This is a genomic window from Candidatus Vogelbacteria bacterium, assembly GCA_021414225.1.
Taxonomy (GTDB): Bacteria; Patescibacteriota; Minisyncoccia; order Phycocordibacterales; family XYD1-FULL-46-19; genus JAIOOX01.
In genome coordinates this window covers 58,143-70,781 of the sequence record JAIOOX010000004.1, presented here as the reverse complement: position 1 = coordinate 70,781, position 12,639 = coordinate 58,143, and the positions used below count along the sequence as shown (strand labels likewise).

Below are 12,639 nucleotides of genomic sequence, written 5' to 3'. Positions count from 1 at the left end.
AATTATAAATTAGCTATAATATTTTGCTTATTGTTTTCGAAATCCATTTTGTCGCCTTTAACTTTATCATTAGGGAAGACCCAGATATGAGCGTGTGGTACTTCGTCACCAACGATTTTGCTGAGGATCCAGTCAGTATTAAAAGCCTTTTGTTGAGCTAAAGCTATCTTTTTAGCCACTTCAAAATAGTCGCCGGCATTTGGTACCTGCCAGACGAAGCGGTAGTGAGTCTTGGGTATTACTTGGACATGACCAGGGGAGTGAGGATGAATATCCAAAAAGGCTAGGAAGTTATCATTCTCGTAAACCTTGTGTGATGGGATTTCTCCGGCAACTATTTTGCAAAATATACAATCAGTCATGAACTAAGTATATGCTATAATCACGTCCTATGGCAAAAAAATGGTCACTGAGACCGGCTATTACTAAACAAGCTGAGAAAAAACTTGCTCCCTTGCCGGAGTTGGTGGCCAAACTTTTATACAACCGCGGGATTACAGATATTGATGAAGCGGACCCCTTTTTAAATCCAGATTACGAGAAGCATATTCATGACCCGTTTCTGATGACCGATATGGATAAAGCGGTGGAGAGGATTTTGCTGGCGATCAAAAACAACGAAAAAATAGTGATTTTTGGTGACTACGATGCGGATGGTGTGCCGGGAACAGCGATTTTGGCGACATTTTTTAAACAAGTTGGTTTTATAAACTTTGTACCCTATATTCCTGATCGGCATTTAGAGTCGTACGGTCTTAATTTAATCCAAGTTGATAAATTTGCCGCTGATGGTGTGAAATTAATCATTACTATCGATTGTGGAATTACGGCTTTTGCGGAATCGGTCAAAGCGCGAGAGCTTGGTGTTGATGTGATTATTACTGATCACCACTTACCTCACGAAATCTTGCCGGAAGCGTTAGCAATTGTTGATCCGAAACGGGAGGGCGATGTGTATCCCAACAAAAACTTATGTGGAGCGGGGGTGGCTTTTAAACTTGTTCAAGGCCTGATCGCTCGAGGTGGTTTTGATATTGTCCCTGGTTGGGAGAAGTGGTTGCTGGATTTGGTGGCTGTCTCGACCGTGTCGGACATGGTGCCGCTAGTGGGAGAAAATCGAGTGCTGGTGAACTTTGGTTTGCGAGTACTCAATAAAACCCGGCGACCGGGACTCTTGGCTTTGGTTCACGTACTTAAATTAAAATTAGGAGTGATTGCGGAAGATGATATTGGTTTTATGATTGGTCCGCGGATCAACTCGGCTAGTCGAATGACTCATGGTTCGGAAGCTTATGAACTTCTGACGACTGACAGTGATTCAGTGGCTCGAACGATTGCTACCAATCTCGAGAAAAATAATAAACAGCGAAAGGTGTTGGTGGAAACTATTATGCAAACAGTAACTGATCACTTTGCTCATAAGGAAGTGGCACCGGTGGTGGTAGTAGGTGACCCTAGTTGGGGATTGGGAGTACTTGGTTTGGCGTCAGCTCGGATTACCGAAAAATACAATCGAGTATCATTTGTCTGGGGTAAAAATGGCGATGGTCTAATCAAAGGTTCTTGTCGGTCGGATGGCTCGGTTAATTTAGTGGAGCTGATGATGGCGGCTGGAGGACGAGATTTTTTTAATGACATGGGTGGACATATTCATGCAGGTGGTTTCTCACTGGCGCCAGAAAAAGAAGATGAATTAGAAAATCGACTGATTGAGGCCTATGGCAAGTTACCGAAAGAAGAAGTGGTGATCGAGCAAATGATCGACAGCGAGCTTGATTTGAGTGAAGTGACCTGGGACACTTTTAAAGAAGTGGACAGATTGTCGCCGTTTGGGATTGATAATCCGAAACCAGTTTTTTTGTTTCGAGATATTGAGATTGGGGGAGTGAAAACGTTTGGCAATGGCGGTATTCATATTGAATTATCGTTTCAGGTTAACGGTAAGAAGTTGGTAGCGATTGGCTTTTTTGGTTGTCCGCCGGTTTTAGATGAAAGTGAAGAGTTTGATGGTCACAATGGACATAATTTTCCGGACGTAGCCCTGATTTCTGGGCACCGGATTGATCTATTGGCCAACTTGGAGAAGTCTAATTTTAAGAATTATCCTGAATTGAGACTGCGGATTGTTGATATTAGATCGGTAGTTTAAAATAACAAGATGAAGAAATATATTTTATATACTGACGGAGGAGCACGAGGTAATCCTGGAAATGCAGGGGTAGGTATCGTGATTACAGATGAGGTTGGACAGATGATCCACGAGGCCTCCAAGGCCCTTGGGGAGGCAACCAACAATGAAGCCGAGTATCATGGGGTGATTTTTGGCTTGGAGCAAATTAAAGAGGTGGTTGGAATGGAAGAGTTAAAGTTGGCTCAGGTGGAGTTGCGAATGGATTCTCAGTTGGTGGCTAGGCAGATTACCAAAAAGTACAAAATAAAAGAACCACGGATGAAAGATTTATGGTTGGTGGTTCAAGATTTACTTGGAAAATACATACCAAACTTTTCAGTCGTAGAAATACCTAGAGAGGAAAACAAAGAAGCGGATCGACTAGCTAATGAGGCAATGGATACAAATAGTTAGTTTTTACTTTAGAATTTAAAAATGGTGGGGCTGGCGATTAATGATTTACGGTGGAGTGTCGGACTGACAATTAGTGGTTTTTTCCTAGGGGTTGTTTGGTCTAGTTATCAGCTTGTAGGTAACTATTATTTAGGCTTAATATTACTGATTGGTTTTGGGTTGATAGTAGTGTCTTATTTTCAAACCAGTTTCAAATTAGTGTTTCTTGGTTTATTGTTGTTGGGTTTTTGTGTGGGTGGTTTTAGATTTAATCAAACCCAAATTCAACCAGTCGCCAGTTTGGAGTCAAAGCTTGGTCAGAATATTTCTGTAACTGGCCAAATAGTTGATGAACCAGATGAACGTGAGACTGGACTACGATTGTTGGTAAGGCCAAATAATTTGGATCAATCAGTGTTGGTGGTGGTACCTTTGGGTTCCCAAGTAGAGTACGGTGACAAAGTAGAAGTGGTTGGGCAGTTGTCTAAACCTAAAAATTTTCTAACGGATACTGGTCGAGAATTTGATTATGTTAATTATCTGAAAGTTCAAGGAGTCCAGTACCTAATCAGTCGGGGAGAGGTGAAGAAAATAAAAGCCGGTCAGTGGTGGTCGCCAGTCCGAATTTTATTTACAATTAAACAAAGTTTTATTAGTAACTTAGAGCGTGACATACCCGAGCCGGCAGTCTCTTTGGCTAGTGGCCTAGTGGTTGGTGCTAAGCAAGGGTTAGGTAAAGACCGGCAAGAAGATTTCAGACGGGTGGGCCTAGTCCACATTGTTGTTTTGTCTGGCTACAATATTACAATTGTAGCGGAAAATATTTTGAAATTAGCTGGTTTGTTTTTACCGCGGTTGGTGGCTCTCTCGGTGGGTGGTTTTAGTATAATTTTATTTGCGGTCATGGTTGGTGGTGGTTCGACGGTGATCCGGGCTTCAGTTATGGCTCTTTTGGTGTTGATGGCTAGGGCGACAGGGCGAAACTATGATATTACAGTGGCCCTCGTCTTGGCGGCTTTTGGGATGATTTTTTATAACCCACTGGTCTTAGGTTTTGATGTCGGTTTTCAGTTATCTTTTTTGTCGACTATTGGTTTGATTTATGGCACCACTATTTTGGAACCTTATTTAACTAGAGTGCCGGAAAGATTTGGTTTGAGAGATATTGTTGGTTCTACTTTAGCCACTCAGTTATTTGTTTTACCGTGGTTGTTATATAAGGTGGGACAGTTATCAATTGTGGCCTTACCAGTTAACTTGTTGGTTTTACCAATGGTACCCCTAACAATGTTGGTAGTTTTTTTGACTGGTCTAATTGGTTTTGTTGGTCATTGGTTTAGTTTTATTTTCGCCGGATTTAGTTTGGTGACCCTGTCTTATATTTTAATGATTGTGAAATGGTGGTCGCTTTTACCTTTTGCTGCTTTTTTGGTGCCGACCTTACCTTTGGTGGTGGTGGTTGTTTGGTATGGAATCTATTTTTGGTTGGGCTTTAAAAGTCTTCATCCACTAGGCAAGAAGTTATAGATTATTTATAATAGGTAGCACGTAGTTTTTACAGAATTATTAGGTCTTAATATTTTTTATGAAAAATAATAAAAATATAGTTGTAGCGTTTATTTTGGGAGCAATTTTTGTAGTCTTTGTTTATCATGCTTATATGGTTTATCAAGTAAGATCTTTGACTATCCAAAATAACGCTCAAATTCAACAAATTGTACAGTTTCTTAACGGGGCGGTAGGGCCAGCAGCTAGCACTCCAGCTACTACTCAAGCTTCAACTCCAGCTAAGAAATAGTTTTAAAGAAAAAACCCGTCGGGCCTATGGCTCGACGGGTTTTTTCTTTTGCTATAATTAGTTTATGAAAAAAACTCGCTGGCTGATATTAACTACTCTGATAATTATAACGAGTTTGGTCTGGTTATTCATTTGGCAAACAACTAATCGGGGGTTGCGGGTGTCTTTTCTTAACATAGGTCAGGGCGATGCTATTTTTATTGAAGCGCCGAATGGTAATCAAATGTTGATTGATGGTGGTGCTGGAAAAGTAGTTTTATCGGAGTTGGGTCAAGTCATACCCTGGTCCGATCGGTTTATTGACCTAGTGGTCGCTACACACCCGGACGCGGATCATATTGGCGGTTTATATTTTGTTTTAGATCGATTCCAAATAGGTGCTCTATTAGAGTCGGGAGTTTCGGCGGACACTCAAATTTATAAACGATTAGAATCTGAGCTTATTACTAATCAGGTGCCCCAAATATTGGCTCGCCGGGGGATGAAAGTAATATTAGACAAAGATGTGACTTTTACTGTTTTGTATCCTGATCAAGACACGACCAAAATGGAAACGAACGACGCTTCCATTGTCGGCCGATTGGAATACAAAGGCACTTCTTTTTATTTAAACGGCGATTCGCCACTGAAGGTGGAAAATTATTTAACTCAGAAAGATGGTAGTCAGATTCAGTCGACGGTTCTTAAAGTTGGACACCATGGCTCACGTACCTCGACTGGTCAAAGTTTTTTGGAAGTTGTTGATCCTGTTTATGCAGTGATTTCCGCTGGTAAAAATAATCGCTATGGGCATCCCCACCCAGAAGTGGTTGAGAAGTTAGAAAACAAAAATATTAAAATCTTATCAACCGCTGAAGATGGTAGAATTACATTTAAGATATTTCCCCAAAGTTAAGGGACCCTCAAGCACCGATGTGCCTTTGGGTCCCGCGGGGTGATAATAAGAGAGCTTACGTAAACAACTTTCTGGCTGCTTCCAGAGAATCCTGAAGATCGATGTTCATAGAGACTTGTTGTTTGGCATAGAGTACGGTTGTGTGGTCTCTGTTGCCAAACAACTTTCCAATCGTGGCCGCTGTCATTTTTGGGTGCAGCTCCGCGACCAGGTAGATGGCCAGGTGCCGACCTTGGACTACTCGCCTGGTTTTGCTTCGTCCGACCAGGGAACCCTTAGGTAGCTGGCTCCAGGATTCAATCGCCTCGATAATCTTCGGGGGGGATGGTGTCTCCTTTCTTGGTTCTTCATCGACGATTCCATGGAGGAACTTTTTCCCTTGAGTAAGCATACTGGCTACAGTGGGCCACTGGGTAGCCAAAATTTTTCTGGAATCTTCGCTTAATGTTTCCATGTTTGGCCCCCGGAGCTGAGACAGGATCTCAACCCTGGTTTCCAAACTGGCCGGTTTGATCAGGAAGTCTGCGAAGCCCTTGGTTCCCAAAAGTTGGACAATCGTGGGGTTGATTTTTCCTAAAGTTTCCTCGTAGGTACCACCTTCGGGTACCGACATGGTTACTAGAACTCGACCGCCAGAGTCTATTACCTTGGTTACAGCTTGGCTTAGGGCATCAGCTGTTCCTTGGTTGTTTCGACCACAGAACGTGTCCAAGTCAGTAATAACCAATAGTCGAACTAGTAGCCTGTCTTGGAGGACTTGGAGGGCTTTTTTGCCGTCCTTTGCATCTCTAAAACAAGCCACAAACTCGGCCTGGAAACCAATGGCTGATACTATCGCAGTTTGGGGAGTCTTTCTTTTTTGGGCCAGGCCGGCGAGCAACCTGGTGCCTCGGCGATAGACCTGATTAGCTAGAGTTTCTTTACCGGTGCCGTTCTCACCCCATAAGACCATGAGGGGGAAGTCGGTTTCTCGGTCTAGAATACACTTAACTAAATCGTAGGTTTTTAAATTTTCCTTTCCCGGGTTAAATTTGACTGTACTCTTGTTGGCGCCAAAGTCAAAAACTTCTTGGATCGGATCGCCTGGTTCTGGTTCTGACCTCGCTTCTAAAGAGGTGTTTGGTTCGGGAGTGTCTGGTATTCCAGTTTCCACAAATTCCATTTTCTTGAACTGGAATCCATCCGGCAGGCAAAGGGTAATGTCCCCTTGGACCTCCCGGTGTTCCCGACACCATCTAGCACAGAAGTCATTTTTAACCGGGATTGTCAGAATACCTGTCTCGTTGTCGAAAACAATTACTCCCCGAACGTCTATCCAAGCCAAGGTGTTGGACTGGGTTCCTAGATTGCCCAAACCTTGCTTGATGTGACGGTCGAGGTTGAGGTTGGCCTGCTTAGACTTTTCTACATCAGCGATAGCTTTATCGACTAAGTCGCTGGTTGGCGATGGTCCTAGGCTGACCATGGCTTTATGATTATTCATCATGGTCAGTCTCCCAGAGTTCCGGTGTGTGTCGGAATACTATTTCGTTAGGGTTAATAGGTTTGTTGCACCACTTGAGCCAGGCTTCTTGTAAGGTCTGGACCAAGTCCTGGTTTGTTGGGTAGTTTTCAACTAAAAAGTTGATGAAAACATCAACAATCAGGCGACATTCATTTTCAATGGTAAAATTGACCTGACTACGGGCCAGGAACATTACGACCAATACTCGATGGGGATTGGGAAGTTTCACCAAGATTCGGTGAAACTGGTCATTGAAGCTATCTGCTGGCGACATGGCGTTCCGCCTTTCTTGGTTGGAGTTTTATATGTAAACCGCTCTTATTATCACGTCAAAGAGCTGGACTGATTAAACGCTAACACAAAAGATTTAAACTACAAAAATAAAATCCCCTAGATCGGGGATTTTATGGGGACAGGCTTATTTGGTTTTTAAATTACAGTCTGAATGTCAGTTAAGTGTTTACCTTTTTTAAGACAAGAAGTACAGATTTTTAGACGTCCACCAGCGGCTAGAGGCGCCCATTGGAGGTTGGGATACTTGCGGTTTTTGCCAGTTTGGTTGTATTTGGTAGCACGAATACGGTTGGAGTAACCTCCGACCATCTGGGTACCTTTATTACATAATGGGCAAGCTTTCATAATAGTGAAAATGTTTAAAAATAACGCTCCGTTATGTTATCATGCAGGAGCTTATCTGTAAACCCTAAGTCTAAGTAAATAATTCACCATGTCTATTGATACTATCTTTTTTGTCCTGATTTTAATCATGTCAGTGGTCATTCACGAGGTGGCTCATGGTTATATGGCTTTGTTTTTAGGTGACCAGACAGCCAAACTGGCTGGTCGTCTGACTCTTAACCCTATACCTCATATTGATCCTTTGGGCTCTATTATATTACCTTTACTACTAAGCTTATTACCAGGTGGTCTCATTTTTGGTTGGGCCAAGCCGGTACCTTTCAATCCTTATAATCTTCGAGCTGGTAACTGGGGCCCCGCCTTGGTTGCGGCAGCGGGGCCAGCTTCCAATCTATTTATAGCGGTTATTTTTGGTTTAATTATTCAAAATAGTCTTGTTTTAGGGTTGTCTCCAGCGGTTATTTCTATTTCTGGTTCAGTGGTAATGATGAACATTGTCTTGGCTTTATTCAATTTAATCCCGGTCCCACCGCTAGACGGTTCCAAAATCCTATTTGCGATCTTGCCTTACAAATGGCGTTATATTGAAAACTTATTGGCTAGCAATCAGATTTTGATCATTTTGGTGGTTTTATTTGGGGCTAGTGCACTTATTTCACCCCTAGTCTCGGTGTTATTCAAACTGTTGACCGGCGGGTTATTGGGTTAGGGTGCTTACTTGGGCACTATAAAGTTGCATTTTGAGCGATAATGTATTAAAGTGTTCCCGTTATGCCAACAATCAATCAGCTGATCCGAAAACCTCGAAAAGAGGTTAAAAGAAAGACTAAATCAATCGCGATGTCTCGTGGTTTTAACACGCTTAAAAACAAGCCTGTTTTTTACCCATCACCATTTAAGCGAGGGGTTTGTTTGTTGGTTAAAACTACTACTCCTAAGAAACCAAACTCGGCTTTACGTAAAATTGCTCGTGTGCGCCTAACTAATGGTATGGAAGTGACTGCTTATATTCCTGGTGAAGGTCACAATTTGCAAGAACACTCTGTGGTTATGATTCGTGGTGGTCGTGTTAAAGACTTGCCGGGTGTTCGTTATCACATTGTTCGTGGTGTTCTCGATGCGGCTGGTGTTGACAAGCGTCGTCAAAGTCGTAGTTTGTATGGTAACAAGCGACCAAAAGCGGCTAAATAATATTTTCTAATAAAATGAGACGTAAAGTTAACTACAAAAGAGATTTAAAGCCAGATTTGATGTACAACTCAACTAACGTTGAGAAGCTGATTAACTATATTATGCAAGAAGGTAAAAAGAATACCGCTCGCAAAGTGGTTTATGATGCTTTCAAACATGTAGAAGAAAAACTAAAAACTTCACCAGTGGAGATTTTTGAATCTGCTTTGAAGAATGTTGCTCCACAAATGGAAGTTCGATCTAAGAGAATTGGTGGTGCTAACTATCAAGTGCCTCACGAAGTTCGTCCAGAACGTCGCTTGGCTTTATCTTTACGTTGGATTATTGAAGCCGCTAAAACTAAAAAAGGTTCACCAATGAGTCAGCGTCTAGCTAACGAATTAGTGTCTGCTTTCAACAACGAAGGTGAGGCGGTGAAGAAGAGAGAGAATGTTCACAAGATGGCTGAAGCAAACCGAGCTTTTGCTCACTTTGCTTGGGCTAATCGAGGCTAAATCTCTTAGGTTGGTGTTATAATTTTATTAAGTTTTTTGGTCTGGTTATATTAGTTTTTAATTTTATTTTTTATGTCTCGCGACTATCCACTAGAGAAGGTTCGTAATATTGGAATTATTGCCCACATTGACGCTGGTAAGACTACTACTTCAGAGCGTGTTTTGTACTATACAGGTGTTTCTCACAAAATTGGTGAAGTACACGAAGGAGAAGCGACTATGGACTGGATGGAACAAGAACGAGAAAGAGGTATTACTATTACTTCAGCTGCCACTACGGCTTTTTGGACTCCAACCTATGCCGTTGGTGATGAATCAAAAAAACACCGAGTAAATATTATTGATACTCCTGGTCACGTGGATTTTACAGCGGAAGTAGAGAGAAGTCTGAAAGTTTTGGATGGCGGAGTGGTGGTGTTTGATGGAGTGGCTGGAGTAGAACCACAATCAGAAACTGTTTGGCGTCAAGCTGATAAATACAATGTCCCTCGAATCTGTTTTATAAACAAGATGGATCGTATGGGTGCTTCTTTTACTAAGTCTTTCAATTCGATTATTGACCGATTGACCAAGAATGCTGTTCGAGTCCAAATTCCTTTGGGTGAAGATGATGCTCATAACGGAGTGATTGATCTACTTAGAATGAAATCATATACCTTTGAAGGGGATATGGGTATGAAAATTATTGAAGCCGAAATTCCGGCAGAGTTTCAAGCTGAGGCTGAGAAATATCGAGCTATTTTGGTAGAAAAAATCGCTGAACAGGATGAAAAGTTGATGAATGACTACCTAGAGGGTAAGGAAATTAGTTTTGATGATTTGAAACGAGTTTTACGTGAGGCTACTTTGAAAGTGGCTTTGGTGCCAGTTTTCTGTGGTTCCGCTCTCCGAAACAAAGGAGTGCAATTAGTACTCGATGGGGTGGTTGATTATTTACCGTCACCATTAGATATTCCACCAGTTAAAGGAGTTGATCCAAAAACCGACGAAGAAATTGTTCGTCACTCTTCTGATCAAGAGCCATTGGCAGCTTTAGCTTTTAAACTCCAAAGTGACCCCTTTGTTGGTCAGTTAACTTACGTCCGAGTATATTCAGGTGTTTTGTCGGCTGGCTCTTATGTTTACAATTCAACGACTGGTGATAGAGAACGAATCGGTCGGGTAGTTAGAATGCACGCTAACCATCGAGAAGAAGTAGAAAATGTTTATGCTGGAGAAATTGCTGCTGTTGTTGGTTTGAAAAATACTAAAACTTCTCACACTTTGTGTGATGAAACCAGTCCAATTATTTTGGATAAAATTGAGTTCCCAGAACCGGTTGTGTCTATGAAGATTGAGCCAAAAACTAAAGCCGATCAAGAAAAGATGGGTATGGCTCTTAAGAAACTATCTGACGAGGATCCAACTTTCAAAGTGAAGACTGATCAAGAAACAGCGGAAACTCTGATTGCTGGAATGGGTGAACTGCACCTAGAAATTATCGTTGATCGTATGAAGCGAGAGTTTAATGTGGAAGCTAATGTTGGTAAACCACAAGTAGCCTACAAAGAGACTATTACTGGTGAATCAGAAGCAGAAGGTAAGTACATCAAACAATCTGGAGGTAAGGGTCAATATGGTCACGTTCGGATTCGAATTAAACCACTTGATAAGACTTTGAAGATTGAAGATGCACCTAAAAACACTACTCGAGAGGCTGATTTTGAATTTATTAACTCGATTAAAGGTGGTGCTATTCCTCAAGAATTTATTACGCCGGTAGAAAAAGGTATTCGTGAAGGTTTGGAGCGGGGAGTCCAAGCGGGCTTCAAGTTGGTGGACGTTTCCGTTGAGCTTTACGATGGTTCTTATCACGATGTGGACTCTTCAGAAATGGCCTTCAAAATGGCTGGTTCGATGGCGCTACAAGATGCCGCTAAAAGAGCTAAACCAGTTTTGCTAGAGCCAGTCATGAAGGTGGAAGTGGTGGTCCCAGAAAAATTCATGGGAGATATTACTGGAAACTTATCATCTAAGCGTGGCCAAATCGAAAGTATGGAAGATCGAGGTAACTTAAAAGTTATTCGAGCTAAAGTACCAATGTCAGAAATGTTTGGTTATGTGACCAATTTACGCTCTATGACTGAAGGTCGTGGTACTTTTGCAATGGAATTTGCTGAATACGCAATTATTCCAACAAACGTAGCGCAGACTATCATTGAAGGTAGAAAATAATTTAGAATTATCTTTTCTTAACTAAATAAACCCCGGTGGTTCTTATTCCACAGGGGTTTATTTTTTTATGCGACCAATCGGTGTTATAATTTAGACATGGAGATAGACTCTTTAATATTTTAAATTTTATGATGAAACATATTTTCTCTAGTTTTCTAATGGCCGGTTTGGTTTTTGTGTCGATTTTAATACCGAGTCAGGTGGTTGTTTATGCTCAACAGGCTACTTTGGCTAGTGAGCAAGCTTACAAATTAATTAAAGAAGCTGAAAGCACAATGACTTTAATTGATTTGAAATTAAGTGAGATCCAACAACAGGGTTCTCTTCCAATTAATTCTGGCGTAGTAATGGAGGTGTCTTTAGGTGAAATCTCGGGCAAGTTGGAGGTTTCCAAAGCTTTACTTGATCGAGCGGTGCAGTCTTACCAAAATGAGGACTATACAACCGCCGCTATTTTAGCCTTTCGGTCTAAACAAAATAGCATCTTAACTACCTTGTATTTAGAGGGTTTGATGAATAAGGCCACATCCAGCTTGGGGGTTTCTAGACTGGAACTACAAGGTACTTTTGCTGACTTGTTACGTTTACGAGGTCTTCTGCAACCAGTAACTATTCCTCCAACCACCGATGACACTGGCGATAATGGTGACAATCAAGACCCTAACACAGACACGACTGGGGACACGGGTGGTGACTCGACTGGTTCTGGGGATGGTAATACAGGTACTACTACCAATGATGGTACTGATAATACTGATTCAAATGACAATTCCACCGGCACAACTACTTCAGATTCTAATGATACAGCTACTTCGACAACTGGCGACGGTACTCCACCGGTCGTGGTGGTGCCAACAGATCCTAAGGTGACCGCTTGTGTAGAAAAAAATATTGTGACCTGTAATAATCAAGAAACAACTTGTATTGGAAAGGTTAAAGCCTTAGTGAACACCTGTCAGGCTAAATTTGATACCGCTGCCGCTAACTGTAAGCGCTATGAGACTAGAAGTGCCACCTACTTGGTTAAATGTCAGACAAACTTAACTACTTGTCTATCTACCAATATTGCTGCTAAAAACCTTCGTTGTCAGACTAGATTTGGTCTATGTCAGCTTTCGGCCAAAGTCTCTCAAGAGAGAGATCTTAATACCGCTAAAACTTGTTTAGCGAAACAGGTAGCTAAACAAGCTACCTGTGAGACAGCTTTTAGTACTAAGACGACTACTTTGCTTGCTCGTTGTACCTCAAACTACACCACTTGTGAAAATAGGATAAAAACTAGATGTATTGCCGCAGCCGCTCCTAAGGTTAAAGCGGTAAAAACTAAGTAAAAAAGTCCTC

The 12,639-nt window shown here is 41.7% G+C and carries 14 protein-coding genes; 10 read left to right on the top strand and 4 right to left on the bottom strand.

Features of this window, described 5'->3' with window-relative positions:
- Positions 1 to 2 precede the first annotated feature (2 nt).
- Positions 3 to 362 (bottom strand): HIT domain-containing protein, encoded by a 360-nt coding sequence (locus K8Q91_03290; protein ID MCE9628993.1) that lies wholly within the window; start codon positions 360 to 362, stop codon positions 3 to 5.
- A 29-nt stretch (positions 363 to 391) separates the two neighbouring features.
- Here K8Q91_03290 and recJ point away from each other — a divergent pair, with 29 nt between their 5' ends.
- The 5 genes from recJ to K8Q91_03265 all read left to right on the top strand — a co-directional run bounded on the left by recJ (position 392) and on the right by K8Q91_03265 (position 5,256).
- Positions 392 to 2,149 carry a single-stranded-DNA-specific exonuclease RecJ gene (gene recJ / locus K8Q91_03285; protein MCE9628992.1) on the top strand — a complete coding sequence of 586 codons (1,758 nt, stop codon included), beginning with the start codon at positions 392 to 394 and terminating at the stop codon, positions 2,147 to 2,149.
- A gap of 9 nt (positions 2,150 to 2,158) precedes the next feature.
- Positions 2,159 to 2,584 (top strand): ribonuclease HI family protein, encoded by a 426-nt coding sequence (locus K8Q91_03280; GenBank protein ID MCE9628991.1) that lies wholly within the window; start codon positions 2,159 to 2,161, stop codon positions 2,582 to 2,584.
- Between the two features lie 21 nt (positions 2,585 to 2,605).
- Complete coding sequence (locus tag K8Q91_03275; protein ID MCE9628990.1) at positions 2,606 to 4,090, top strand: ComEC family competence protein; 1,485 nt, start codon at positions 2,606 to 2,608, stop codon at positions 4,088 to 4,090.
- A 58-nt stretch (positions 4,091 to 4,148) separates the two neighbouring features.
- On the top strand, positions 4,149 to 4,361 hold the full coding sequence (locus K8Q91_03270) for a hypothetical protein (protein ID MCE9628989.1): 213 nt from the start codon (positions 4,149 to 4,151) through the stop codon (positions 4,359 to 4,361).
- A gap of 64 nt (positions 4,362 to 4,425) precedes the next feature.
- On the top strand, positions 4,426 to 5,256 hold the full coding sequence (locus K8Q91_03265; GenBank protein MCE9628988.1) for an MBL fold metallo-hydrolase: 831 nt from the start codon (positions 4,426 to 4,428) through the stop codon (positions 5,254 to 5,256).
- 55 nt (positions 5,257 to 5,311) lie between these two features.
- On the opposite strand, the gene K8Q91_03260 is transcribed toward K8Q91_03265, so the two are convergent.
- The 3 genes from K8Q91_03260 to K8Q91_03250 all read right to left on the bottom strand — a co-directional run bounded on the left by K8Q91_03260 (position 5,312) and on the right by K8Q91_03250 (position 7,399).
- Positions 5,312 to 6,742, bottom strand: a complete 1,431-nt coding sequence (locus K8Q91_03260; GenBank protein MCE9628987.1) for a hypothetical protein — start codon at positions 6,740 to 6,742, stop codon at positions 5,312 to 5,314.
- Entirely contained in the window at positions 6,732 to 7,034 is a 303-nt protein-coding gene (locus K8Q91_03255) for a hypothetical protein (protein MCE9628986.1), read from the bottom strand. Before K8Q91_03255 ends, K8Q91_03260 begins: the two co-directional genes overlap by 11 nt.
- Before the next feature lie 155 nt (positions 7,035 to 7,189).
- Positions 7,190 to 7,399: a 50S ribosomal protein L28 gene (locus K8Q91_03250; protein ID MCE9628985.1), complete on the bottom strand. Its 210-nt coding sequence runs from the start codon at positions 7,397 to 7,399 to the stop codon at positions 7,190 to 7,192.
- Positions 7,400 to 7,487: 88 nt separating this feature from the next.
- Here K8Q91_03250 and K8Q91_03245 point away from each other — a divergent pair, with 88 nt between their 5' ends.
- The 5 genes from K8Q91_03245 to K8Q91_03225 all read left to right on the top strand — a co-directional run bounded on the left by K8Q91_03245 (position 7,488) and on the right by K8Q91_03225 (position 12,629).
- Positions 7,488 to 8,108, top strand: a complete 621-nt coding sequence (locus tag K8Q91_03245) for a site-2 protease family protein (protein ID MCE9628984.1) — start codon at positions 7,488 to 7,490, stop codon at positions 8,106 to 8,108.
- Positions 8,109 to 8,170: 62 nt separating this feature from the next.
- Positions 8,171 to 8,590 carry a 30S ribosomal protein S12 gene (gene rpsL / locus K8Q91_03240; protein ID MCE9628983.1) on the top strand — a complete coding sequence of 140 codons (420 nt, stop codon included), beginning with the start codon at positions 8,171 to 8,173 and terminating at the stop codon, positions 8,588 to 8,590.
- Between the two features lie 14 nt (positions 8,591 to 8,604).
- Positions 8,605 to 9,084, top strand: coding sequence for a 30S ribosomal protein S7 (gene rpsG / locus K8Q91_03235; GenBank protein ID MCE9628982.1), 480 nt, complete (start codon positions 8,605 to 8,607; stop codon positions 9,082 to 9,084).
- Positions 9,085 to 9,156: 72 nt separating this feature from the next.
- Positions 9,157 to 11,298 (top strand): elongation factor G, encoded by a 2,142-nt coding sequence (fusA, locus tag K8Q91_03230; protein MCE9628981.1) that lies wholly within the window; start codon positions 9,157 to 9,159, stop codon positions 11,296 to 11,298.
- A 128-nt stretch (positions 11,299 to 11,426) separates the two neighbouring features.
- A complete protein-coding gene (locus K8Q91_03225) occupies positions 11,427 to 12,629 on the top strand; it encodes a hypothetical protein (protein MCE9628980.1) in 1,203 nt (400 codons plus the stop codon).
- The last annotated feature ends 10 nt before the right edge of the window (positions 12,630 to 12,639 follow it).

What these genes read in the sequence shown, in the direction of transcription:
- K8Q91_03260 (MCE9628987.1), bottom strand. Translation starts at nt 6,742, where the DNA reads ATGATGAATAATCATAAAGCCATGGTCAGCCTAGGACCATCGCCAACC.
- rpsG (MCE9628982.1), top strand. Translation starts at nt 8,605, where the DNA reads ATGAGACGTAAAGTTAACTACAAAAGAGATTTAAAGCCAGATTTGATG.
- K8Q91_03250 (MCE9628985.1), bottom strand. Translation starts at nt 7,399, where the DNA reads ATGAAAGCTTGCCCATTATGTAATAAAGGTACCCAGATGGTCGGAGGT.
- K8Q91_03225 (MCE9628980.1), top strand. Translation starts at nt 11,427, where the DNA reads ATGATGAAACATATTTTCTCTAGTTTTCTAATGGCCGGTTTGGTTTTT.
- fusA (MCE9628981.1), top strand. Translation starts at nt 9,157, where the DNA reads ATGTCTCGCGACTATCCACTAGAGAAGGTTCGTAATATTGGAATTATT.
- K8Q91_03255 (MCE9628986.1), bottom strand. Translation starts at nt 7,034, where the DNA reads ATGTCGCCAGCAGATAGCTTCAATGACCAGTTTCACCGAATCTTGGTG.
- K8Q91_03245 (MCE9628984.1), top strand. Translation starts at nt 7,488, where the DNA reads ATGTCTATTGATACTATCTTTTTTGTCCTGATTTTAATCATGTCAGTG.
- rpsL (MCE9628983.1), top strand. Translation starts at nt 8,171, where the DNA reads ATGCCAACAATCAATCAGCTGATCCGAAAACCTCGAAAAGAGGTTAAA.
- K8Q91_03280 (MCE9628991.1), top strand. Translation starts at nt 2,159, where the DNA reads ATGAAGAAATATATTTTATATACTGACGGAGGAGCACGAGGTAATCCT.
- recJ (MCE9628992.1), top strand. Translation starts at nt 392, where the DNA reads ATGGCAAAAAAATGGTCACTGAGACCGGCTATTACTAAACAAGCTGAG.
- K8Q91_03270 (MCE9628989.1), top strand. Translation starts at nt 4,149, where the DNA reads ATGAAAAATAATAAAAATATAGTTGTAGCGTTTATTTTGGGAGCAATT.
- K8Q91_03290 (MCE9628993.1), bottom strand. Translation starts at nt 362, where the DNA reads ATGACTGATTGTATATTTTGCAAAATAGTTGCCGGAGAAATCCCATCA.
- K8Q91_03265 (MCE9628988.1), top strand. Translation starts at nt 4,426, where the DNA reads ATGAAAAAAACTCGCTGGCTGATATTAACTACTCTGATAATTATAACG.
- K8Q91_03275 (MCE9628990.1), top strand. Translation starts at nt 2,606, where the DNA reads ATGGTGGGGCTGGCGATTAATGATTTACGGTGGAGTGTCGGACTGACA.